At 69.1% G+C, this 23,047-nt stretch carries 14 protein-coding genes and 6 pseudogenes; 7 read left to right on the top strand and 13 right to left on the bottom strand.

All coding sequences use genetic code 11. The features are described 5' to 3' along the window. Positions 1 to 83 precede the first annotated feature (83 nt). Positions 84 to 953 (top strand): ATP-binding protein, encoded by an 870-nt coding sequence (locus AB0J04_RS38620; protein ID WP_363173315.1) that lies wholly within the window; start codon positions 84 to 86, stop codon positions 951 to 953. A 245-nt stretch (positions 954 to 1,198) separates the two neighbouring features. On the opposite strand, the gene AB0J04_RS38625 is transcribed toward AB0J04_RS38620, so the two are convergent. Both AB0J04_RS38625 and AB0J04_RS38630 read right to left on the bottom strand, forming a co-directional pair. Beyond that, positions 1,199 to 1,897 (bottom strand): response regulator transcription factor, encoded by a 699-nt coding sequence (locus AB0J04_RS38625; protein WP_363173316.1) that lies wholly within the window; start codon positions 1,895 to 1,897, stop codon positions 1,199 to 1,201. Further along, positions 1,894 to 3,144, bottom strand: coding sequence for a sensor histidine kinase (locus tag AB0J04_RS38630; RefSeq protein WP_363173326.1), 1,251 nt, complete (start codon positions 3,142 to 3,144; stop codon positions 1,894 to 1,896). Before AB0J04_RS38630 ends, AB0J04_RS38625 begins: the two co-directional genes overlap by 4 nt. 205 nt (positions 3,145 to 3,349) lie before the next feature. Between AB0J04_RS38630 and AB0J04_RS38635 the strand changes: the two genes are divergently transcribed. Both AB0J04_RS38635 and AB0J04_RS38640 read left to right on the top strand, forming a co-directional pair. Further along, on the top strand, positions 3,350 to 4,042 hold the full coding sequence (locus tag AB0J04_RS38635; RefSeq protein WP_363173317.1) for an ABC transporter ATP-binding protein: 693 nt from the start codon (positions 3,350 to 3,352) through the stop codon (positions 4,040 to 4,042). Further along, a complete protein-coding gene (locus tag AB0J04_RS38640; protein ID WP_363173318.1) occupies positions 4,039 to 6,387 on the top strand; it encodes an FtsX-like permease family protein in 2,349 nt (782 codons plus the stop codon). Before AB0J04_RS38635 ends, AB0J04_RS38640 begins: the two co-directional genes overlap by 4 nt. Before the next feature lie 105 nt (positions 6,388 to 6,492). Here the strand turns inward: AB0J04_RS38640 and AB0J04_RS38645 are convergent, their stop codons facing one another. The 6 genes and pseudogenes from AB0J04_RS38645 to AB0J04_RS38670 all read right to left on the bottom strand — a co-directional run bounded on the left by AB0J04_RS38645 (position 6,493) and on the right by AB0J04_RS38670 (position 14,556). Further along, positions 6,493 to 8,322: an alpha/beta fold hydrolase gene (locus AB0J04_RS38645; protein WP_363173319.1), complete on the bottom strand. Its 1,830-nt coding sequence runs from the start codon at positions 8,320 to 8,322 to the stop codon at positions 6,493 to 6,495. A gap of 4 nt (positions 8,323 to 8,326) precedes the next feature. After that, positions 8,327 to 9,415 (bottom strand): annotated as a pseudogene (gene dpgA, locus AB0J04_RS38650) (3,5-dihydroxyphenylacetyl-CoA synthase DpgA); the annotation flags it as partial. A gap of 64 nt (positions 9,416 to 9,479) precedes the next feature. Continuing rightward, complete coding sequence (locus tag AB0J04_RS38655; protein ID WP_363173327.1) at positions 9,480 to 10,727, bottom strand: PLP-dependent aminotransferase family protein; 1,248 nt, start codon at positions 10,725 to 10,727, stop codon at positions 9,480 to 9,482. Positions 10,728 to 10,853: 126 nt separating this feature from the next. Beyond that, positions 10,854 to 11,834 (bottom strand): annotated as a pseudogene (locus AB0J04_RS38660) (alpha-hydroxy acid oxidase); the annotation flags it as partial. Between the two features lie 59 nt (positions 11,835 to 11,893). Next, a complete protein-coding gene (hppD, locus tag AB0J04_RS38665; protein ID WP_363173320.1) occupies positions 11,894 to 12,916 on the bottom strand; it encodes a 4-hydroxyphenylpyruvate dioxygenase in 1,023 nt (340 codons plus the stop codon). Between the two features lie 56 nt (positions 12,917 to 12,972). Then, on the bottom strand, positions 12,973 to 14,556 hold the full coding sequence (locus AB0J04_RS38670) for an MBL fold metallo-hydrolase (RefSeq protein WP_363173321.1): 1,584 nt from the start codon (positions 14,554 to 14,556) through the stop codon (positions 12,973 to 12,975). A gap of 491 nt (positions 14,557 to 15,047) precedes the next feature. Here AB0J04_RS38670 and AB0J04_RS38675 point away from each other — a divergent pair, with 491 nt between their 5' ends. Continuing rightward, on the top strand, positions 15,048 to 15,851 hold the full coding sequence (locus tag AB0J04_RS38675) for an alpha/beta fold hydrolase (protein ID WP_363173322.1): 804 nt from the start codon (positions 15,048 to 15,050) through the stop codon (positions 15,849 to 15,851). A 159-nt stretch (positions 15,852 to 16,010) separates the two neighbouring features. After that, positions 16,011 to 16,418, top strand: a pseudogene (locus tag AB0J04_RS38680) (ABC transporter transmembrane domain-containing protein); the annotation flags it as partial. 99 nt (positions 16,419 to 16,517) lie between these two features. On the opposite strand, the pseudogene AB0J04_RS38685 reads toward AB0J04_RS38680, so the two are convergent. The 5 genes and pseudogenes from AB0J04_RS38685 to AB0J04_RS38705 all read right to left on the bottom strand — a co-directional run. After that, positions 16,518 to 16,700, bottom strand: a pseudogene (locus AB0J04_RS38685) (transposase); the annotation flags it as partial. A gap of 52 nt (positions 16,701 to 16,752) precedes the next feature. Continuing rightward, positions 16,753 to 16,878, bottom strand: a pseudogene (locus AB0J04_RS38690) (IS30 family transposase); the annotation flags it as partial. A 42-nt stretch (positions 16,879 to 16,920) separates the two neighbouring features. After that, positions 16,921 to 17,736: pseudogene (locus tag AB0J04_RS38695) on the bottom strand (NAD(P)-binding domain-containing protein); the annotation flags it as partial. Between the two features lie 34 nt (positions 17,737 to 17,770). Next, positions 17,771 to 18,685 (bottom strand): IS3 family transposase, encoded by a 915-nt coding sequence (locus tag AB0J04_RS38700; RefSeq protein ID WP_363173328.1) that lies wholly within the window; start codon positions 18,683 to 18,685, stop codon positions 17,771 to 17,773. Further along, entirely contained in the window at positions 18,660 to 18,992 is a 333-nt protein-coding gene (locus AB0J04_RS38705; protein WP_363173323.1) for a transposase, read from the bottom strand. Before AB0J04_RS38705 ends, AB0J04_RS38700 begins: the two co-directional genes overlap by 26 nt. Before the next feature lie 820 nt (positions 18,993 to 19,812). Between AB0J04_RS38705 and AB0J04_RS38710 the strand changes: the two genes are divergently transcribed. Together AB0J04_RS38710 and AB0J04_RS38715 are read left to right on the top strand one after the other, a co-directional pair. Beyond that, the gene (locus AB0J04_RS38710; RefSeq protein WP_363173324.1) at positions 19,813 to 20,166 is read left to right on the top strand and encodes a hypothetical protein; all 354 of its coding nucleotides are present in this window, start codon (positions 19,813 to 19,815) and stop codon (positions 20,164 to 20,166) included. Positions 20,167 to 20,925: 759 nt separating this feature from the next. Next, positions 20,926 to 22,884 (top strand): hypothetical protein, encoded by a 1,959-nt coding sequence (locus AB0J04_RS38715; RefSeq protein ID WP_363173325.1) that lies wholly within the window; start codon positions 20,926 to 20,928, stop codon positions 22,882 to 22,884. The last annotated feature ends 163 nt before the right edge of the window (positions 22,885 to 23,047 follow it).

Below are 23,047 nucleotides of genomic sequence, written 5' to 3' on the forward strand. Positions count from 1 at the left end.
CCCTGAACGCCTTCGACATCACCTTCGACGGCCGACTCTCAGCAGCCCGTCAGTAGCCCCAACACCCTGGTTACACCGCTCGTTTGACAGACCCCCGTGAGGGCCTGATGGACCATGTCATCGACGGGCCCGCGGGCACCGGCAAGACCTGCCTGCTGCGGGCAATCGGGCGCACCGCCCAGCAGGAGATCGAAGCCGCCATGGGCGGCAGGCGCCAGAACACGATTCCGGTGGTGCACATCACCACCCCCGCGGACCCGGAGCCGAGGGTGAACTGGCTCTGGGAGATCGGCTCCTACCTGGGTCTCAACCCTGAACCGAAGAACCTCGTGGAAGTCCTGGAGATGCGCAAGCACCAGGACGTGCCCCTGTCGGTCAACTACGTCCTGGAAACGGCGCAGACCCGTCTGCTGCTCATCGACGACATCAACCGCGCCTCGCCGCAGCACCTGGCGAACGTGCTGCCCTACTTCGACTACCTGCGCGACAAGCTGGGCATCTCCATCGTCTTCTGCGGCACCGGCGCCAGCCACCGCCTGCACCAGGCCCGCATCCTGGCCGGAGAGCTGACCCGGGTCAGCGAGGAGAACCGGGTACGGCTCGAACGGGCGGGACAGTCGGCCCAACCCGTCTCGCCCTCACCCACCGCGCTGCTGCCGGTGACCTGGCTGCACCCCCTGCCCCTGGGCACCAAGAAAGAGGAACAGGAGATGTTCCGGCGCGTCCTGACGAGCTTCGAAGCCGACCTGAGCCTGTACCAGCTCGAGGAAAACGCCCTGAGCAAACACGCCGCCGTACTGCACCAACGCACCGGCGGCTACTTCAAAGCCCTCGCCTACGTCATCTCCACCGCCGCCGTCATCGCGATCCGCAGCGGCAGCGAGAACATCACCATGACAGAGATCAACGCCGCGACAGCCCAACTCGGCCCCGGAAACCAACCGCAGGCATGAAACGGGCCGCTGGCCGGCGCTCACGCCCGTGGCACCGGAAGCCCGGTGCGGTGTGCGAGTCGGCCGATGGTGAGCACCTCGGGGCCTTCGTCAGCCATGGGAGAGATCCTGGACCCTCCAGCCGCTGGAGACTCAAGTACCTCAGTGCGACATCCCGTCAGTTCTCCGTCACCGACCGGCCGAGCACGCGACATTCTCCGGAGCGCACTCGGCCGACGGCCGCGGTCGGCCCGCGCCGCCCGTGCCTACTCGTGGTCGGCGGGGCGCAGCGGGTCCTCGCGTTCGCCGCGGCTGACCAGGCCCGTCTCATAGGCGATGACGACGGCCTGGGCACGGTCGCGCAGTGAGAGCTTGGCGAGGATGCGGGAGACGTGGGTCTTCACGGTCGACTCCGACAGGTGGAGTCGGTCGGCGAGTTCGGCGTTGCTCAGCCCTTGGGCGAGCCGGCGCAGTACCTCTGACTCGCGTGGCGTCAGGGCCGCGAGGTCGCGATGGAGGGCGGCCGTGTCGGGGGTCCGGCGCGCGAACCGCTCGACGAGGCGTCGGGTGATGACGGGGGCGAGCAGCGCGTCACCGGAGCGGACCGTGCAGACGGCGGCGACGAGATGTTCGGGCGTGACGTCCTTGAGGAGGAAGCCGCTGGCCCCGGCGGACAGCGCCGCGTAGACGTAGTGGTCGAGGTCGAATGTGGTCAGCATGACCACCCGTGGTTCGTCCGGGGCACCGGTGAGGATGCGCCGCGTGGCCTCCAGGCCGTCCATCTCCGGCATCCGGATGTCCATCAGCACCACGTCGGGCCGGGTGCGCCGGACCGCTTCGACGGCCTCGACACCGTTGGTCGCCTCGGCGGCCACCTCGATGCCGTCGGCGGTGAGGATCATCTTGAAACCGGTGCGTACCAGCGCCTGGTCGTCGGCCACCACGACACGCAGCGGTTCGGTCACGCTTCCTCCAGGGGAATCAGTGCATGGACGCGGTAACCGCCGAGCGAGCGCGGGCCGGTTCGCAGGGTGCCGCCGTAGACGGCCAGTCGCTCGCGGAGGCCGATGAGCCCATGGCCGTTGCCGGTCGCCGCAGACGGGCTCGGGCTGCCGCCGGAGTCGGTGACCTCCACCCGTAGATCGTCGCCACCGTACTCGACCTTCACCCTCGCGGTCGCCCCGGCCGCGTGTTTGACCGTGTTGGTCAACGCCTCCTGCACCACGCGGTAGGCGGCGAGTTCGACTCCGGCCGACACGCGGCGCGGGGCCCCGGAGACGTCCAGTTCGACCGACACTCCGGCGCTCCGCATCCGTGCGACCAGCGTGTCCAGTTGGTCGAGTCCCGGTTGTGGCTCGAGTTCCTCGGGGTCGGCGGACTCGGATCCGTCCGCGTTCATCGTGAGCAGTCCCATAACGTGGCGCAGTTCGCTCATCGCGGACCGGCCGCCCGCCTCCACCGCAAGCAGCGCCTCGCGTGCCTGATCGGGAGCCACTTCCATGACCTTGCGCGCGGCACCGGCCTGGATGACCATCACGCTGACGTTGTGCGTCACCACGTCGTGCAGTTCGCGGGCGATCCTTGCGCGTTCGTGCTCCACCGCCCGGCGCAGCGCCTCCGCCTGTTCCCGTTCCACGGCGGACAGCCGCGTACTGCTCTCGTCGGCCCGGAGCTTCCATGCCCGCAGCCCGTTGGCCGCCACGACGAGCGGCACCGCGATCAGCAACGGAACGTATTGCGTGGGCACGGTGGGCGCCCCCGGGTCCCCGACCGTGGCGACCAGGAGAACCGCGACGGGCAGGCTGGCCAGCGTCGCCACCCGGCACGGGCTGTAGGCGGCGGCACTGTAGGCGGCGATCACGCATGCGTAGAACGTGAGCCGCGCCGCGTCGCCAGGCGTGAGCAGGGTCGCGCCCATGACGACCCACAGCACGGCCAGCGGATACCGGCGGCGCAGCGCCAAGGGCGCGGAAGCCAGAAGTGCCAGGCTCAGCAGGGCCATCCAGTCGACCGCCTGGGTCGGGTAGCCGATCGGAGCGGGACGGTCCTGCCGACTGTCCCATCCGTGCAGGTTGTCGAGGACGTACTGGGCCGCGGCGACACCGAGGCTCAGCGCGAGTGCCGCGTCGAAGGCCTTGTTCCGCCGGGTGGGGTTCGGGGTGGGGCCGCTCGGGCGCGTCAGTGCCCTGGCTCCCTGTCGCAGGCGGTCCATCACCGGGCCATTGTCGCCGACGGCCGACATCACCGGCATCCACCCGGAGGGCCTCCCGGATACATCGGTCGACTACATCTCAGGGATGACATCAACCGGCATCGGCCCAACGCGGTACGGGAATTACCCCTGCCGACCGTCGTGCTACCCAGGGCGGCACCCCTAGCGTCACACCCACCAGATGTGAGGAACGAGGGGGACGTCCATGACCACACCGGTGATCGAACTGCGCGACGTGAGCCGCCGCTACGATGCCGGGCCACCGGCCCTGCAGGACGCGTCGATGACCGTGCAGGCCGGTGAAGCCGTCGCGATCCTGGGTCCGTCCGGCAGCGGCAAGTCCACCATGCTCAACCTGATCGCCGGCCTGGACCGGCCCGACACCGGAACCGTCACGGTGGACGGCGTACGCGTGGACCAGCTCGGCGAGGCCGGCTCCGCCCGCTACCGACGCTCGAAGATCGGCATGGTCTTCCAGTTCTTCAACCTGCTCGACGACCTGACCGTCGCCGACAACGTCGTCCTGCCCGCGCAACTGTCCGGGATGGGACGGCGCGAGGCGAACCGCCGCGCGGCGGACCTGCTGGAGTCGCTCGGTATCGCCCGGCACGGCGGCGCCTTCCCGGGCCGGCTGTCCGGCGGGCAGCGCCAACGCGTCGCGGTGGCAAGGGCCTTGATGAACCGCCCGCCGCTCCTCCTGGCGGACGAGCCGACCGGCGCGCTGGACTCCGCGTCCGGCGAGGACGTGAGCGAACTGCTCCGGGAGCTCAACGCCGAAGGGCAGACGATCGTCATCGTCACCCACGACCTGTCCCTGGCGCAGTCCTGCACGAAGCGCACCGTGCAGCTCGTCGACGGCCGGATCACCGCCGACGTCAATGTGCGGGTCGCCCGATGAGCGCCCTGGGCCGCGTGGTCCGCTCGGGTGTGGCACGGCGCCGGGTGCAGACGCTGGTGATCGGGCTGGCCGTCATGATGGCGGTCACCGCGTCGGTTCTCGGCGGTTCCCTGCTGGTGGCGTCCGACGCGCCGTTCGACAAGGCCTTCGTCCGGCAGCACGGTTCGCATCTCACCGCGCAGTTCGAGGCCGACAAGGCGACAAGCGCGCAGCTGTCCGCGTCGGCGGACGCCCCGGGCGTCGACGCCGCCTCGGGCCCGTACCCCACCACGACGATCAATCCGCAGGTCAACGGCATGTCCGTTGCACCGTTGTCGGTCGTGGGCCGTGCGAAGCCCGGCGGGGACGTCGACAGGATCTCGCTGACCGAGGGCCGTTGGGTCGAGGGTCCCGGCGAGATCGTCCTGTCGGCCGACTCCGGCCTTCTGGCGCGGATGGGACTGGAGCTCCAGTTCTCGGACCTGCCCGGCAGTCCGACGCTGAAGGTGGTCGGCATGGCCCGCACGGTCAGCCGTACTGCCGACGCCTGGGTGGAGCCGTCCCAGATCGCCGCGTTGACGCCGGCCGGCGCGACCGGCGGCTACCAGATGCTGTACCGCTTCACGAAGGCGGACACGGCCGCGCAGATCGACAAGGGGCGTGCAGCGGTCACGGCGGCGGCCCCCGCGGGGTCGATGGCGGGTTCGCAGTCCTGGCTCGCCCTCAAGAAGGTCTCCGCGCGCGACACTTCACTGTTCGTGCCCTTCCTCGTCGCGTTCGGCGTCCTGGGCCTGGTCATGTCGGTGCTGATCGTCGGCAACGTGGTCGCCGGCACGGTGGGTACGGGGCTGCGGCGGATCGGCGTCCTCAAGGCCATCGGATTCACCCCGGCACAGGTCGTACGGGCCTATGTGGGCCAAGCCCTGCTGCCGGCCGCGATCGGGACCGCGGTCGGCGTCGTGATCGGCAACCTCCTGGCCGTACCGGTGCTGTCCGAGACCGCGGACGCGTACGGCACCACGGGCCTGACCGTGGAACCCTGGGTCGACATCGCAGTGGTCGCCGGAGCGCTGGGCGTGGTGGCTGTCGCCGCCTGTCTGAGCGCCTGGCGGGCCGGCCGACTGCGGACCGTCGACGCACTGGCCGTCGGGCGCACCCCCACGCCCGGCCGAGGGCGCCGGGCGGCCCACCTGGCCGCCCGGCTGCCCCTCCCCCGTCCCGTCAGTCTCGGTCTGGCCCGTCCGTTCGCCCGTCCCGCCCGTGCGGCGTCGATGATCGCGGCGGTCCTGTTCGGCGCCACGGCCGTCACCTTCGCCACCGGTCTGGCCTCCTCGCTCAGCGAGGTGGTGACCGCGAGGGACCACAACGCCGCCGATGTCACCATCGGCGTCGTCGGCCCGCAGGCCGGGCCCGGCGGACCTCCCGGCGGGAGCACGGCGACGCCCGACGCCGCCGCCGTCGACTCGGCGATCGAGGCACAGCCCGGAACCGCGAAGCACTACGGAAGCGCCACGACCCAGGCGACCGTCTCGGGCGTGACCGGGTACACCAACGTCGTCGCGTTCGACGGCGACGCCTCCTGGGGCGGCTACACGATGGTCTCGGGACACTGGATGAAGAAGGCGGGCGAGGCCGTCGTGCCCACGCCGTTCATGACCGCCACCGACACGGAGGTCGGGGACACCGTCACGCTCAACGCGCACGGCAAATCGGTCACGGTCAAGATCGTGGGCGAGGTCCTGGACACCCGCAACGGCGGCATGCAGGTCTACACCGACGCCGCGACACTCAAGAACGTCGAACCGGGCCTACAGGCCACCAGCCAGTACATCGCAGTGAAGTCCGGTACCTCCATGAGCAGTTACGTCTCGGGGCTGAACGACAAGCTGCAGCCGCTGGGGGTCAGCTCGACGAGCGCCAAGAACGAGAGCGAGAGCGACACCGTCGTCATCCTCAACTCGCTGACGGCGATCCTCACTCTGATGCTCGTCGCCGTGGCGGGGCTGGGTGTCCTCAACGGTGTCGTGCTCGACACCCACGAACGCATCCGTGACCTCGGTATCCACAAGGCACTCGGGATGACACCCCGTCAGACCATCTCGTTGGTCGTCACATCGGTCGTCATGGCCGGGCTCATCGGCGGCGCGCTCGGTGTGCCGCTCGGAATGGCCCTGCACGGGGCGGTGATGCCGGCCATGGGGCGCAGTGCGGGACTGAACCTGCCCGACTCCGTGATCGCCATCTATCATGCGCCGGAACTGGTCCTGCTGGGCCTCGGCGGTCTGCTCATCGCCGTCCTCGGCTCGCTGATGCCGGCCGGCTGGGCCGCCCGGACCCGTACCGCCACGGCGCTGCGCGCCGAGTAGAGCCCCGTGGAGACGCCCACGCGGAAGGTCCCGTCCGATCGTCACGATCGGACGGGACCCCGTCACACGAACCGGCAACTCCCGTTGCTCAACGAGCTGTTGGTGTCACTCCCCCGCCGCCTTTCGCGAACGCAGCCACTCGGACACGGCGTCCCACGCCAGCCCCAGCACCTCGGGCCGCGCCATGTCGGAGTGCTCGCAGGGGAGGCCGACGGAGGAGACCCGGCCACTGAGGTACGGCGCCCACAGCGCGGTGGGGGAGAAGTCCGCCGGCTTTCCCTCGTCCGCGACGAGGAGCAGCGTGTCCCCGTCGAACCGGCCGAACTCGTGCTCGTCCCTGATCTCCGTGTTGTTTCGGTAGATGCGGGCCATGAGCATGAGCTCCTCGTCCGAGAACCCGCCGAGCAGATGGCCCAGTTCGGCACGGATCCTGCTCACCAGGCCGGCATCGACACCGTGCGCCGAGACAGCGGGTGCGGTCGGTGGCGCGGTCGCTGGCACCGACGTGTCGTCGGCGGGGGCACCGGCCGTCGGAAGCGGCGGATAGGCGTCCATGAGGATCAGCGACACCTCCTCGCCCTCGGCCCGCAGCCGCACCGCGATCTCGTGCGCGGGGGTACCGCCGAACGACCATCCGACGAGGTGGTACGGCCCCGACTCCTGCACGGTGCACAGCTGTTGGACGTACTCCTCCGCCATCTCCCCTACAGAGCTCGCCACTTTGCTCGCACCGTCGAGACCGCGCGCCTGGAGCCCGTACAGCGGATGCCCCTCCGGGATGTACCGGGCGAAGGGCAGATAGCACCAACTCAGGCCGCCACCGGGGTGGATGAAGAAGAAAGCCGGTTCGCTGCCCGCGGTCCGGATCGGCAGGAGTCCGCCGAGCGCGTCCTGGACGGACGACAGGTTCAGGGTGCCCATCAGCCGAGCCGGCGTCGGGTTCGCGATCAGCTCCCGCATCGAGACCGACACACCCCGGGCACGCAGCCGCTCCATCAGGGTGACCGCCAGCAGCGAGTGTCCGCCCAGCGCGAAGAAGTCGTCGTCCACACCGACCGAGGGCAGGCCCAGCACTTCGGCGTACGCCTCGCACACCGCCTCCTCCAGCACCCCGGCGGGGCCACGGCCACGCGACTCCCCCGCAGCCGGACCCGACAGGTGCTGCGGCGCGGGCAGCGCCCTGCGGTCGAGCTTGCCGTTCACCGTCAACGGCAGCCCGTCGAGCACCACCACCGCGGACGGCACCATGTACGGCGGCAGCCACTCCGCCGCGAACTCCCGTACGGCTCCGGCGAGTACGGCCGGTTCGACGCCGCCGCCGGACGGGACGACGTACGCGACCAGCCGCTTGTCGCCCGACGTGTCCTCCCGCACGACGACCGCGGCCTGGCTCAACTGCGCCTGTGTAGCGAGCACCGCCTCAATCTCGCCCGGTTCGATCCGGAAGCCGCGGATCTTCACCTGGTCGTCCGCCCGTCCCGCGAACAGCAGTTGGCCGTCGGCCGTCCAGCGAGCCCGGTCCCCGGTCCGGTACAACCGGGAGCCGTCCGTGGCGTACGGGTCCGCCACGAACCGTTCCGCGGTCAGGCCCGCGCGGCCGACGTAACCGCGGGCCAGTCCCGCGCCCGCGACGTACAGCTCACCGGCGACTCCCACCGAGACCGGTTCCAGGCGCTCGTCCAGCACATACACCCGGGTGTTCACCACCGGCGCGCCGATGGCCACCACCTCCGCCTCCGTGTCGCAGCGCCACAACGTGGCGTCCACGGTGGTCTCCGTCGGGCCGTACGAGTTGAACATCACCCTGTCCCTGGACCAGCGCGCCATCACCTCCGGCGGACACGCCTCCCCCGCCACCACGAGCACCGTCTCCGCGTCGAGCGACTCCTCGTCGAGGGTCGCCAGCACGGCCGGCGGCAGGGTCGCGTGGGTCACGCCAGTCACCGGCCCGGGTGACCCGCTCCCGGAGCAGTCGCTCGTAGGAGAAGAGGAAGGAGGCGCTCGACACATTGCCCTGGTCGCGCAGGACTCCGGTGGTGTGCCGGAGGTCGTGGCGGGTGAGGCCGAGGTTGACCCGTACGGCGTCGATGACCTTCTTGCCGCCCGAGTGCACGAGCCAGTGACCGATCTCGCTGCGCCTGAGCCCGGCGCCGGACAGCAGCCGGTCGACGACCTGCTCCGCGTTGGCACCGACCACGTAGGGGATCTCGGGGTCGAGATAGAAGCTGAACTTCGCCTGTGTGTCGTCCCAGTCGTACCGCATCGCGTCGATCGCGTCGGTGATGAGGTGGCTGGCGAAGCCGATGAGGCGCGGGCTGCCGGGGGAAGCCGGCAGGTCGGCCGGGCCATAGGCGGTGTCGGGGGTGTCGGCGACGAGGGCGATCGCCGCGGCGCCGTCGCCGAACAGGCTGTTCACCACCGCGGTGCGCATCGACGAGTCGATGACGTAGGCGGCCGAGCAGGCTTCCACGCACAGCAGGACGGCCACCTTGCCGGGGTTGGCGACCGCCCAGCCCGCGACGGCGTTGAGGGCGTTGAGTCCGGCGTTGCATCCCATGCCAACCACGTCGACCCGGCTGGTTTTAGGGAGGATGCCCATCTCCCGGATGAGCAGGGCGCTCAGTCCCGGGGTGAGGAAGCCTGTGGTGGTCACGCAGCACAGGTAGTCGATGTCCGCGACGTCGAGGCCGGAGCTGTCCAGGCAGGTCCGTATCGCTCTGGATCCCATGTCCAGGGCGAGCCGCTTGTGTTTGGCGAGCAGCTCCCCCTGGGGTTCGGGGAGGCAGACGCCGTCGGTGTCCAGGGGCGGCACGGTGAGGTGGCGCCGTTCGATGGCGCTGTTGAGGAAGACGGAGCGGACCCGGGGGTCGGTGATCCTGAAGAGGTCGAGGAGTTCGCGCTGGGTGTAGGAGACTCCGGTGGTCGCCGTTCCGATGCCCACGATGGCGGCGGCGCCGGTGTTCTTGCCGTGAGCGACGCCGAGTTCGGTGGTGAGGACGGTGCCCGGACGTTCCGCGGTGACGGTCATCGGTAGGTCCACCCCCACATCCGGGTCTTGCTGCGGATCGTGCACACTGCTGTCAGCACGTCGATCACCCTTCCGGTGAGCTGGTGGTCTGAGACCTGATGAACCGCGCCAGTCGGGCGATCCCGTCGGCGATCTCGTCGTGGGTCAGGTAGCTGACGGACAGCCGCAGGCCGTGCTCGCCGCCGCCCTCGGGATAGAAGTAGGACATCGGGGTCCAGATGACGCCGAACTCCTCGGCGGAGCGCCGCAGCGCGGTGTTGTCCGCGCGGAAGGCGACGGTGACCGCCAGAAAGAAGCCGCCAGTTGGTTCGTTCCAGCGGATGCCGAGTGCGGCCCGCTCGTCCTCGGGGAAGGTCTCTTCGAGCTGTCGCAGGGTGACGCGCATGGCGTCGCCGTAGTACGCGGCGGTCTTGGAGTTGAGCTCCGAGGCGCGTTTGTCGGCGGCGAGGAGCATGCCGGCGACGACGGCCTGGGCGACCGGGGAGGTGTTCACCGTGACCATGCTCTTGATCTTGGTGAGTTCGTCCGCCAGCAGCCCGGTGCCGCCCGTGTCGTCGTGGACGTCCTGGTCCGCGACGACGAAGCCGACGCGCGCGCCGGGGAAGAGGGTCTTGGAGAAGGAGCCCAGGTGGACCACACGGCGGTCCCGGTCGAGGGCCTTGAGGGTCGGCAGCTGGGTGCCCGGGCTGACCAGCCGGTAGGGGCTGTCCTCCAGCAGCAGGAGGTCCTCCCGGGCGGCCAGTTCGAGTAGTTCCCGGCGGGTCTCCAGGGGCATGGTGGTGCCGGACGGATTCGCGTGGTCCGGGATCACGTAGAAGGCGCGGGGGTTACGGCCACGGGCCCGCTCTGCACGGATCGCGGCCGCCAGGTCGGCGCAGCGGAATCCGCCGGGGTCCTCCGCCACGGCCGTCAGCTCGGCGTCGAGCAGCCGCGCCGCGCCGGTGATTCCCACGTAGCAGGGGCTGGAGACCAGCAGCACGTCCCGCGGTCCCGCGATGAGGGCCCGTACGGCGAGCAGCATCGCCTCTTGGCAGCCGACGGTGACCACGATCGACTCCGGGGAGACGTCGATGTTCTCGTCCAGGCGCAGCCAGTCGGCGATGAGTTCGCGGATCTGGCCGCTCGTCGGGCCGTACTGGAAGAGCGCGGAGCGGACCTGGTCGGGTGAGGCTCCGCCGTCCTCCAGGTGGTCCAGGTAGCGGCGCAGGTACGTGAAGATCTGCTCGGTCTCGAAGAAGCCGTCGTAGGGGCGGCCGGGCGCGAAGGAGATCGCGTCGGGGTAGCGGTGGGTGATCTCGTTGAGGAAGTTCATGGTGTCCAGGACCGGGTCGGCGAGGCTGCCGTGCAGCTCCGCCTTGCGCAGACCCGGGCCGCTCGTCCGCCCAACTAGGCCTGCTGCTAACGGAGTTGAGGTGCTGTTCGGTGCGCGCACCAGCTCCGGGCCCGCGTCCGCGACCGTGCGGACGCCGGTGAGGGTCATCGCCTCGCTCAGCTCGTCGGTGACGATGCCCAGGACGTGACGTACGCCTTCCTGCCCGGCCGCCGCCAGGCCGTGCAGGACGGGGCGGCCCAGCATGACGGCGTCGGCGCCCAGGGCCAGGGCCGCGAGGACGTCGGCGCCGTGGCGGACCCCGCCGTCGAGGAGGACGGGGCAGGCGCCCGCGACCGCTGCCGCGATCTCGGGCAGTACGTCGAGGGTGGCGGGCGCGCCGTCCAGTTGCCGGCCACCGTGGTTCGACACCACGATGCCGTGCGCCCCCGCCGCGATCGCCCGGGTGGCGTCGGCGGCGGTCAGGACGCCCTTGACCAGGACGGGCAGGGAGCTGATGGAGCGCAGCCACGCGACGACCGACCAGTCGAGGGACGGATCGAACTGGGCCAGTGCGTGGGCGGCGGGTGCGGCGAAGCCGTCCGTGCTCAGATTCGCCGGCTCGATCCCGGCGGGCAGGGTGAAGCCGTTCCGCAGATCGCGGGACCGTCGGCCCAGCCGCGGGGCGTCGGCCGTGAGCACCAGGGCCTCGAAGCCGGCTCGCTCGGCGCGTTCCACGAGGTGGCGCGTCGCGTCGCGGTCGCGGAAGCAGTACACCTGGAGCCACAGCGGGGATGTTGCCGCCGCGGCGATGTCCTCGAAGGTCCGCCCCGCGAAGGTGCTCACGACGAGGGGAACGCCGGCTTGTCCGGCGGCCCGGGCCGTGGCGACCTCCCCGGCCGGGTGGGCTAGGATGTGGTACGCCACGGGCGCGACGGCGATCGGTGCCGCCCAGCGGCGGCCGAGGAGCGTGGTCCCGGTGTCGGGGCGGCCGGCGCCGGTGAGGACGCGCGGATTCAGCCGTACGCGGTCGAATGCCTTCAGGTTGTCCGCGAGGGTCCGTTCCTGTCCCGCGCCGCCCTCCAGGAAGTCCCAGACGTCGGGACTCATCGCCGAACGCGCCAGGGTGGCGTAGTCGGTCAGGGTGAGCGGGCCGGTGTCCGGGCCGCTCACGAGGCGGTCAGCCGGTCGCGCTCCACCGCTTCGTACAGGGCACGGATGTTGGCGCTGCCGAATCCGCGGGAGCCCTGGCGCTGGATGAGTTCGAAGAAGAGGGTGTTGCGCTCGTAGGGGGAGCGGGTGAACAGCTGGAGCAGGTAGCCCCATTCGTCGCTGTCCGCGAGTACCTGGGCGTCCCGCAGCCCGGCGATCTCCTCGTTCAGGCCCGAGAGGCGGTCGGCGAGCATGTCGTAGTAGGTGTCCGGAGTGCTCAGGAACTCCACGCCCCGCTCCCGGCAGGCGCGTACGGCGGGGATGATGTCGTCGACCAGGAAGGCGAGATGCTGCACGCCCTCACCGGCGTTGCGCTGGAGGAAGGCGTCGAGCTGGCCGGGCTCCTTCGACGGGTCGGGGGCGACGAGGGTGAAGATGACCCGCTCCGAGGCGCTGCGCACGACGAGCGAATCCATGGCCTGTCCCCCGACGGCCACGTACTCGGAGGAGTAGCGGGCGAAGCCGAAGGCGTCCTGGTAGTAGTCCGCGTGGCGGTCCAGGCTGCCGCCCTCGACACAGACGGCGACATGGTCGAGCAGCCGGATCGGGCCCTCTTTGTGTGCCGGCGGCTCCGGGGCGGCCGTCCACCGCCGGCCCGGGGGCAGGTAGGCGGCCGACCGTGCCGTGACCGGGAGGAGCGCGTGGGTGACGTCGCCGAACCCGGTCACGACGGGGGTGCCGTACGGGGTGCCGACGGACCGGGCGCCGGCCGCCACCGCCGCGTCATGGGTGGCGGCCACGTCGTCGCACGTCAGGGCGATGGTGGCGATCCCGTCCCCGTGCAGGTCGAGGAACTTCCAGACCCCCGGACCGGAGGTGACCACCAGATGCAGGTCACCCTGTCTGAGCAGAACGGAACTCCGGTCGACCTCCACGCAGTCGGCGACCCAGGTGAAGCCCATGGCCGAGACGAAGTAGTCGGCCGTGGCCACTTTGTCTCGCGTGTACATCTCGACGTGCGCTATGTCGTGCACAGGCATGGAGGTGCCCTCCTGATGTGCGGGTCAAGAGCGGGTACTCGGCCCGCCCGGTGGGATTACCAGCGCCATTCGTGCTGGCCGTACAGGTGCCCGGCCTTGATGCCGCGGTCCTTGCACCAGGTCATGAACTCGTCGATCTGCTTGATCTGGTAGGTGTCCTCGTTGTACGTGGTGGCCATGACGTGGCCCAGCCAGGGCTCCTCGCCCATGGCGTAGACGTACGCCTCCTTGGCTCCCAGCTCGGTCATGATCGCGGCGGCCTGCTCGGCGTTGGAGCCCGAGAGCTTGCGCGAGTTGCTCATCTTCTTGGTGACCGGGATGGTCAGCAGGGCCTGGTAGAGCCAGGTCAGCGGTGCTCCGTCGCACTCCATGCCGAGGTAGGCGAAGTCGGCCGTGCCCAGGTGCTGCTTGATGTAGCGGTAGAGCATCGGATCGATGCCGGAGGAGTCGGCGCCGATGAAGACCTTCTTGCCCGCCACTTCGGCCCAGTAGGTGGACTTGGCGCGGATGTCCAGGTCGCAGTGCTCACCCAGGAAGGGGGTCGCGGTGACCTTGCCGCCGGGGAACTCGACCTCGTCGAAGTCGTCGACCTCGATCACCGGGAAGCCCTGGTTCTTGAGCATCAGGGCCATCGCCGGGTCGGCCAGGTTGCCGCGCGAGGAGCGCGGCATCACGATCGCGCCCAGCCTGCCGCGCAGTTGCAGCAGCGTCTCCAGGACGATGTGGTCCTGGTGGCCGTGGGTGATCAGCACGAGGTCGATGAAGTCCGGCAGATCGTCCAGGGTGTAGCGGTCGCCGACGGTGTTGTCGGCGCTGATGAACGGGTCGGTCACGATGGCGGCCTGCGGCGTCTGCAGGACCAGACAGGCGTGCCCGAAGTAGCGGATGCGCCCGCCTTCCTGGATGTGCCGGTCCTCCGCGAGACTGGACTGCTCGCTGAACATCCCGGCCAGCTGGTCCACTTGGGTGCCGGCCAGTCCGAGCGCGTCGGCGACGTGGCTCACGGTGGTGGGGCGGACGCGGGCCTTGAACAGCTCTTCCAGGCCGGGGTGCTTGAACGGCACGCCCAGCTCCAGTACGTCCGGCGAGGTCAGTCGCGGGGTGCTCAGGATGAAGGGGCGCTCGATGCCGGTCTCGTACGAGATCTGCACCGACTGCCGCGATTCCTGGTAGACGTCGCTGGTGTAGACGATCGGCTCCATGAACCGCATCTGGGCCTGGTTGTCGGTGTCGTAGGCCAGCTCGACCAGTCCGCCGAGCTCCGGCGGCAGCTTCGGGTACAGCGGGGTCAGGTCGAATCCCGTCGCGTTCGCCCGCAGCAGTTCCTGGCCGGCGGCTATCGCCTCGGCGAAGCGCAGGATCGCCGCCCGGTCGCGCTTGATCGCGGCGAGGAGATCACGCACCTCGTCGGCGCGCTCCTCGGCGATGTTGATGAAGTAACCGCCGCGCAGCTCCGGGTTGTTGCTGGCCGCGACGTGTACCTGCGGCGACTGCAGATAGGACTCGAGCAAGGGTACCTGGAGGAACGCGAGATTCATCGCGGACTGAACCGGCGCCAATGTGTATGGCCAGGCGAAGAACCTGTCTATCAGTGGCTCGACAATGACGTTCGACCGCAGGAACAGCTCCTGGTCAGCCATCTGCGCCCCTCCTTCCGGGAGAAATTCGGAACAACGACTTCCCTCAATACATATGTGGAGCACCTGGAGTTCGAGGCGCTTATCGCGTCTCTTGCCTCAGCAGGATGACCCGTCGGCATGCGGTGGATCAATACTCGGCGGCGCCGCTCAGCGATGAGCACGGAAAACGCGGGCGAGTTCCTCCCCCGTCCTCTCGCCCGCTTTTGGAGCGGCTTTTCAGCGGTCCTCGCCCGACCGGTTCTCACCTCGGGTGTTTAACTGCGCTCCTGCGTCAGTTGAACGGGCGGTGGGGCCGCGGGCCGGCCGTCGCGAACCCTTGTTGATGGGTCCGGCCGCGCGGTGACATCGTGAGGCGCAGCCGGCCGAGCATCCCTGCCGCACCACGAGGAGAGGGCCTTGCCCAAGACGAGAACCGACGCCCGCGGTGATTCCGCCGACGCGCGCCGCGCCGCGTTCCACCGCGTCGCCGGCCGGGATTGAGCGGGACCGCCATGCCCTTCGTCAGCACCAACGGCATCCGGCTGTCCTACCAGCGCTCGGGCCGCGGCGAGCCGGTCCTTCTGATCATGGGGTCGTCCGCCGCCGGACGGGTCTGGACCGTGCACCAGACACCCGCGCTGCACAAGGCGGGTTATGAGACGGTCGTCCTCGACAACCGGGGCATCGCGCCCTCCGACGCGCCGGACGGCGACTACGCGTTCGCCGATCTGGTCGCCGACACCCGTGGCGTGATCGAGGAGTTGGAGCTCGGTCCGTGCCGTGTGGTGGGCACGTCGATGGGCGCCATGATCGCCCAGGAGCTGGCGCTCACCCATCCGCACCTGGTGCGTTCGGCGGTCCTGATGGCCGGCCGGGCACGGTCGGACGCCCTGCGGCGGGCGCAGTCAGCAGCCGAACGCGCCCTGCGGGACAGCGGGGTGCGGCTGCCTGCCCGGTACACCGCCGCCAAGTCGGTGATCGAGATGCTCTCGCCGAAGACCCTCAACGACGAAGGCGCCGTCGCCTCGTGGCTGGAGCTCTTCGAGGTCTCCGGCGGCAACGACACCGTGCGCGGTCAGTCGGCGGCCGTGGACGAACTCGGCGACCGCCGTGCGGAATTGCGCGGCATTACGGTACCGTGCCGTGCCATCGCGTTCGCCGATGATCTGATCTGCCCTCCGCATCTTGTCGCGGAAGTGGCCGATTCCATTCCGAACTGCGATTTCGTGGAGATTCCCGACTGCGGTCATCTCGGGTATCTGGAGCAGCCGGAGATGGTCAACTCGGCCATCGTCGAGTTCCTCGACAAGTACTGACGAAGCGATGACGTACTGACGGAGCGGTTTTCTCCGCTCGTTGCCGGGCGTCCACCAGCGGCCATTCGCCGTTCCATGTGAGAGAACAAGAGAGCGAGGCGAAATTCCGTGGCCATGATGGGCGGGCCGGGTATGGGCGGACCGGGCATGAGCGTGCCGATGCGGGTACGTCAGGGCGAGGAATCACTGACGCGGCAACGGATCAAGCCGGGCACGGTGCGCCGCATCCTTCCGTACGCGCGTAAATACCGTTGGCAGGTGGCCCTGCTGGTGTTCGCGACGAGCGTCAGCGCGGCCATCACGGCCGCGGGGCCCCTGGTTCTCAAGAAGGTCATCGACGACGGGATCCTTCCCAAGGACCTCGGGATGGTGGTGTGGCTCTGCGTGCTGCTGGCTGGCCTCTCCCTGGTCGACGCGGCGTCGCTGTTCGTGCAGAACTGGTGCTCGGGACGGATCGGTGAGGGGCTCGTCTACGAGTTGCGCACCAAGGTCTTCTCCCATGTGCAGGAGCAGTCCCTCGCGTTCTTCACCCGGGCCCAGACGGGTGCGCTGGTCAGCAGGCTCAACTCCGATGTCATCGGCGCCCGGCAGGCCGTGACCACCATGCTCGCGTTCCAGCTCTGCGAGCCGTGCCACATCGGCACTCGTGGTGCCGGGCGCGCCGGCCTCGTCGGTCTCGGCCCGCTTGACCCAGGTCCGCAGGGCCTCGGGGTGCACATCGAGCTGGTCGGCGATCCGCTTCACCGCACCGGTCCGCGCGGCGGGGTCCTTGCGGGCCTCAACCGCCATACTTGTCGCGCGCTCGCGCAGTTCGTCGGAGTACTTACGGGGAGCAGCCATAGTCGGCATCCTTCCGGGTCTTCGATGTCTCCATCAAACCCGGGGCGGTTCAGTGAGTTGATCAAGCCGCGAGCAGTTTAGACAGACGCTCGGCTGGGGTTTCCCAGCCGAGCGTCTTGCGTGGGCGGCCGTTGAGTTCGGTGGCGACCGCGTCCAGGTCCTTGCGGATGTGCCGGGTCAGGTCGGTGCGCTGCTGCCGCGGCCGGGGGCCCGGCCGCCTGCCGCTTCCTCAGCGGCGCCCCAGTACCTCGGCGATGCGGATGAACCCGTCCGTGCCGTGGCCCAGGCCGATGACGCGGCGGGCCATGCCCTCTGCCGCGCGCATGACGCCCGCGTCGATGCCATGCCCTTCAGAGGTCTGCACGATGTGGGCCATGGACGAGGCTGCCGAGGTGATCGGGTTGCCCTCGCCGGAGAAGTCGCCGCTGTCCACACCCTCCGCGGCCTGCTCGAAGAGTGGCGGGATGATCGCGCCTATGCCCTTGGCTAACGGGGCCAGCTCCTGCGCGGTGACACCCTCAGCCTTGGCCACCGCCAGGGCGTGTGCATAGCCCGCCATGGCAGTCCAGAAGATATCCAGCAGCGCGATGTCGTAGGCGGCCGCCCGGCCGATCTCCTCGCCAAGATGGGTGTGGGTGCCGCCCAGCGCCTCAAGGATAGGTAGATGCTTGCGGTAGAGCTCCTCGGGACCGCTGTGGATGAAGACCGCGGCAGGCGTTCCGATGGTCGTGGTCGGTGTCATGATGGCGCCGTCCAGGTATTGGATGCTGTGCCCGGCCGCCCAGGCCGCCGTGTAGCGGGCCCGGGCCGGGGTGTCGGCGGTCAGGTTCACCACCGTGCGGCCCTTGAGCGCGTCGGTAATCGCCTCGCGCCGCAGAATGGCGTCCACAGCGTCGTAGTTCACCACGCAGGCCACGGTCAGCCCGCTCGCGGCGACCGCCTCTTCTGCGGATCGGGCTCCGACTGCGCCTCGCTCGACCAGATCGCGGTTCCTGCCCGGTGTCCGGTTCCAGACCGTCGTCCGCAGGCCAGCATCCAGGAACGCTACTGAGGTTCCCCCGGTGTGCGGGAGGTGCTGATCAGCTGGTCAGGAGGGGTTGACGGGGTTTCAGGTTCGTTCGTTCGGCCGTTGCCTGATCGGCGTAGTGCTTCTCCTCGAACTCGATCGGACTGAGGTAGCCGAGCCGTTTCTGGATGCGCCGGGAGTTGTAGAAGCCGTCGATGTACTCGAAGAGCGCGAGGTTCGCCTCAGCCCGGGTGGCGAAGACGCGGCCGCGGATGCACTCCGTCTTGGTGATCATCCAGAGGTTCTCCGCGAGGGCGTTGTCGTAACTGTCTCCGACCGAGCCCATGGATGCCTGAACGCCCGCTCGCAGAAGGCGAGTTGTGAGCTTGATCGACGTATATTGACAGCCGTGGTCCGCGTGATGAATGAGCTGTCCGGGCTCGACCTCGCGGGACGCGAGGGCGTACTCGAGCGTGGACAGCACCAGGTCGGCGTCCGCGCGGGCGGAGGTCTCCCAGGCCGCCACCCGTCGGGAGAACGCGTCCCGGATCGCGGACAGCCACAACGGGCCCTCGCCGGTGGAGATCATCGTCAGGTCGGTGACCCACAGCCGGTTCGGCGCACTCGCGGTGAAGTCGCGCTGGACCAGGTCCGGGGCCAGGGTGGCCTTGGGGTCCCGGCGCGTGAAGCCCGTGCGACGCGGGCTGATGCCCGCGATGTCGGCCTCGCGCATCAGGCGCTCGACCCGCTTGCGGCCCACATGGACGCCCTCGCGCTGGAGCACGGCGTGCACGCGCGGCGAGCCGTAGATCCCGCCCGAGTCGGCGTGGATCTCCTTGATCTGCTCGGTCAGCTCCGAATCCCGGCGCCTTCGTTCGCACGGCTCGCTCTCGGCTCGGCGCCAGCGGTAGTAAGTGGAGGAGGGGACGTGCAGTTCCCGGAGGACGGGCTCGACACCGAGGTCACCGCGTTCTTTGAGGAACGTCAGTACCTTCGCCGGGTCGTGTCGAGTTCCTGGGCGAAAAAGCCGAGGCGGTCCTGAGGATCTCGTTGGCCCGGCGCAGTTCCTTCACCTCGCGCCGCAGGGCGGCCAGTTCCTCCTTCTCGGCACTGGTCAGCCGGTCGTCGCGCTCGCCGGCGTCCGCCTCGGCCTGGCGGATCCAGCCGCGCAGCGCCTCGGGGTGCACACCGAGATCGACAGCAAGCTTCTTGATCTGCGGCTTCGGGTCGGATACGCGATACATCCGTACCGCACGCTCACGCAACTCCAGCGAGTACTTCCTGGGGGCAGCCATGGTCGATGTTCCTCTCATGAGTCCCATCTGGCCCTCTGTCAACTGACTCCGCATCTCGGGGGAACCTCACTCCCTCGCTCGGTGAGCTGCTCGGCGACGTGCCGCTCATGCGCGTCACCTATTGCTTTCCGTTGCTGAAAGCTCGTCATGGATGCAGTGTGGCCCGCGGAACAAAGCAGGTAACCCATCGTGGATTGAACCCAGCCAGTCCCATTCAGTCTCAGTAGTTCTCACTGTGTTCGCGTCAGTCCGTGGACGTCCGGCTACGTCCGCACACGTTCACCGCAACTTGGCCGAAATTCGACAGCACGACAGCGCTGCGGCAGGGGGGAGTCACCCCCGACGGGAGGCCGTGGTCAGCCCACGTGTCGGCGGCGGTTGAATCACCCGTCGCCGACACCACGCAGACACCAGGGCCGCCAGCTCGCCGGCCTCGCTGAAGCAGGGCCCGGCTCCAGGAGTCAGGAGCAGCAACTGCTTCCAAGCGGATCGTCGTTCCAAAACACCCGGCGGCCTCATGGAGGCGCTGCAAGGCATCAACCGCCCGTATATCGAGCGCCCCGATATACGTCCGCCATACCCCGGGGCCGGGGTTGAACTGCGCTCTGGAACACAGCAGTTGCCGCTACTCCTAGAAGGCGGCCGGGTCCGCTGGAGCTGCGGCAGCAGTGACTTCCAGCAGCCACCGCACAGGGTGCGAAGGTGACGTCTGCTGCGACCCGTACCGACCAGCACTGACAACGCCCCTCCGCTGCGCGAAGAGGACCAGCCGCGGGCGACCGCGAGCCCGAACCGGCCCACCTGCCGCGTCGACGCTGCGATGACCGCGGCGGCGGCTTCGGTTCTGCCGGATCCTGCACGTCCGGCATCGCTGATCCCCGTCCAGCCCACCGCTCCTGCAGCCGAGACAGAAATCGCTCATACGGCAGAGTCGGCCATCTCCGCGAACACACGCAGCCGGTCGGCGGTGCCGCCCGCCGGTGAGATCCGGACCGGCCTGCCCGCGATCATGATCACTCTGCAGCAGGCTGCCGACTGCGAACGTCGAAGGCTGGAACGGCTGGACGGTCACGAGGAACGCAGGGAACAGCGGCGCGTGTGGTTCGAGGCCGCAGCTTCCGCGCAGGGCGAAGTCACCCGCTTACGCCCGGGCCAAGCGCCTCAACAGGGCTGAGGTAGCTGGGGAACTGCGCAGGGTCGTCGGGGACTACCGGGACAGCGGCAGCGAGCAGGACTGACGGCATCCGCTGCACCGGCGTTCCCCGATCGGCTGCCGGGCCCGGGTTCACGGCAGCCGGCCCAAGGCGCGGACCTGGCGGTGCAGCTCCACGCGGACCGTCTGCGTCCAGGCCCGACCCCGTACAGCCTGGCCGGGACGGGACCCGTTTGCCTGCGGCCCGGTCGGATCGTGAGGAGATGGGGCGCACTCCACACCTGCAATTAGGCCAGATGTTCGACTTGCTGCGCAGGGTCGATACCGAAGAGGCGCTGCAGGTGAGGGGCGCGGAGCAGCTCATTCACCCCTCGTCCTCTTCTCGGTCGATATGGGTGCGCTGCGCCTCGTACGGGAGACGGCCGAAGCCAGTCGCCGCCGATGGGCGTGACAGGCGCCGCCTGCCGGGTGCGGCTCGCCGGTTGTTGTGGTGGCTGGTGGTGCGTTGTGGCTCTGGCGTGACGCTGCGGCCTGAAGAGGTTCACGCTGGATAAACCATGATTTCGATCATATTGCTTTGCGTCGGGGCGTGGTGGGGTTCGCGGGCTGTTGTGTACAACTCACGAACTCGCAGGAGAGATTGACGCATTGAGACTCTTACGTGTGTCGGCGTGGAGACATGTTGCGGCCGGTGCCGCGCTGGCACTGCTTGCAGGGATGGGCACCGCGGCAGCGGCCCCTGCACCGCCTGCGCCGGGCTTGGAGGATTCCCCGGCGGAGGTGGCAGCAGCCGGACCGCAGGACCTCTCGGCCATCGCTGCCGGGGGTGCGCGTCCGGTGTCGGGCACCGCTCCATCGGCCGGCCCCAAGTTCGCCAAGTCAGGCTCCATCTGGCGGGTCATCGCACCGGAGGTGGTGCTGCGGAACACGGTGACCGACGCGGACGGTGACACCTCCACCGAGACGTTCCAGGTGTATACCGCGAAAGCGGACGGCACCCCGGGAGTCGAGGTCGACCTCGACGGCGCGGGTTCGAACGACGTGCTGGTGTCGCCGTATGTGAACTCCGGTGCCACAGCGAAGGTAACGGTGCCGTACGGCATCCTGAAGCCCGGCGTGCTGTACAAGTTCCGCACCTCCGCCTATGACGGCAGTCTGTACGAGACGACCTGGTCACCGTGGGCGGACTTCCGTATCGAGCCGTACGTGAAGTTCCCTGCCGCGCAGACGTCATCGACGATCGATACGACCGGACAGGAGAACATCGAGGTCACCCGGACCGACCCTGGCCCGGCGCTGCCGGCGTTCAACGCCAACGGGACGGTGAAACGGGAAGCCACCCAGGAACGTACCTGCGGCAAGCAGGATCCCGAGGGCCGCAAGCTCTGTATCGAACTGGCCCCGCCCACCGCGGAGTCGAAGGCGCGCGCGGCCAAGCGCACAGAGGCGCTGCGCGAGGCGACAGAGGCGAAAGCCCGCAAGGCCGGTAAGTCTTCTGCCGAGGCGGCTGCGGTGGCGGCTGACGCACCGCTGGCGGACCTGGTCAGCTGGTGCTCCGACGAGCCGGCCGGCGCGGACTACATGAACCGCACCGATGCCTGCCTGAAGAGCATCGGGTCGGGGACGCTGGTGTTCATCGACACCGACGACGCGACGATCGGCACCGCCACGTTCGACTTCGAACAGCGCCTCAAGGCGTACCCGAACAAGTCCGCTGGCGGGACCAACTTCGCCGAGTTCGACCAGCAGATCCGCATCATGCCGGTGAACATCGACGCCGCCCTCGACGGCGTCACGCTGAAGTGGAACACCCAATCGACGTGCGCGGCGTGTAATACGTCGGTGATTCGGTGGGCCGACGACTTCGACAACGCGGCGGGCGACAGCGCCTACTGGGACGCGGACAACTGGAACGCCTACACCGACGGCAGGTGGGGCACCCGCGCCACCACCTGGAACGGCACCGGCAAGGAGACCATCGACCTCGGCTGGTCGGTGACCGCGAACGTGGACGCCAGCACCACCGCGGCCGCCACGGCGGACTTCGGCACCTCCGGGATCGACGAGGTACAGGAATTCGCGCCGCGCTGCGACGACTGGCAGGCCAGCTCAGCGCCAGGCTGTGTGCTGCCGCATTTCAGTCCGACCTGGACGCTGGACACCAACAAGTACCCGGCCGCCGGAGGCTACTACTGGTACATGCAACAGGTGATGCCCGACCACGCAGGATCCAAGCGGTGGGACTCACTGATGCATTACCTGGGGCCGGACACCCTGGTGAAGACCAGCACCGGCGGGACGTGGACGTCGGACAACAGCCGTAGCGTCGTATGTGGTACCAACTCCGCCTGGAGCGTGCACCCATCCGATGCGTCCGTGGGGGCGGTCGACTGTGACGAGTACGCAATGGCCTCGACCCACGAGTCCGGCGGCTACCCCAAGAGCGTCAACCTCGTGACATCGGGCGCCAAGTGCGCCCAGTTGTTCACCGACAAGATGGGCGACGGCTCGGCGAACTTCGGCCTCCTCGCAGACACGCGTACGGTGACGAACGGGCCGAGCGGTACGGAGCGGTGCGGGCGGGCAGCCATTTCGAGCACGCAGAACCAGAAGGCGTTCAGCGGGTTCCCAGCCCCGGCGTGGCGGATGCTGGACGGTGACGGATTCTTCGTGACCCTGCCGGGATACGAGCACTGCACGTCAACGGCAACCACCTGCACGTGGAAGAAGATCGGCTGACGTAGCCCGAGCACCAACAGGAGAGAACCGCAAGTGGGGCCAGCCCGTCCAGGGCTGGCCCCCCTGGCGGGGGTGGTGAGCCCCGGCCGGGGGTGCCCCCGGCGTGCGGTGGGGGGGGAATAATTCTGTGGCACCCCCCTGGCCCGGAGAGCCGGCCCGGGTT

Origin of the sequence: Streptomyces sp. NPDC050263 (assembly GCF_040655955.1) — a bacterium.
Classification (GTDB): domain Bacteria; phylum Actinomycetota; class Actinomycetes; order Streptomycetales; family Streptomycetaceae; genus Streptomyces.

What these genes read in the sequence shown, in the direction of transcription:
- AB0J04_RS38670 (WP_363173321.1), bottom strand. Translation starts at nt 14,556, where the DNA reads ATGGCTGACCAGGAGCTGTTCCTGCGGTCGAACGTCATTGTCGAGCCA.
- AB0J04_RS38710 (WP_363173324.1), top strand. Translation starts at nt 19,813, where the DNA reads ATGACCGCGGCGGCGGCTTCGGTTCTGCCGGATCCTGCACGTCCGGCA.
- AB0J04_RS38655 (WP_363173327.1), bottom strand. Translation starts at nt 10,727, where the DNA reads ATGAACTTCCTCAACGAGATCACCCACCGCTACCCCGACGCGATCTCC.
- AB0J04_RS38635 (WP_363173317.1), top strand. Translation starts at nt 3,350, where the DNA reads ATGACCACACCGGTGATCGAACTGCGCGACGTGAGCCGCCGCTACGAT.
- AB0J04_RS38630 (WP_363173326.1), bottom strand. Translation starts at nt 3,144, where the DNA reads ATGGACCGCCTGCGACAGGGAGCCAGGGCACTGACGCGCCCGAGCGGC.
- AB0J04_RS38675 (WP_363173322.1), top strand. Translation starts at nt 15,048, where the DNA reads ATGCCCTTCGTCAGCACCAACGGCATCCGGCTGTCCTACCAGCGCTCG.
- AB0J04_RS38705 (WP_363173323.1), bottom strand. Translation starts at nt 18,992, where the DNA reads ATGGCTGCCCCCAGGAAGTACTCGCTGGAGTTGCGTGAGCGTGCGGTA.
- AB0J04_RS38640 (WP_363173318.1), top strand. Translation starts at nt 4,039, where the DNA reads ATGAGCGCCCTGGGCCGCGTGGTCCGCTCGGGTGTGGCACGGCGCCGG.
- hppD (WP_363173320.1), bottom strand. Translation starts at nt 12,916, where the DNA reads ATGCCTGTGCACGACATAGCGCACGTCGAGATGTACACGCGAGACAAA.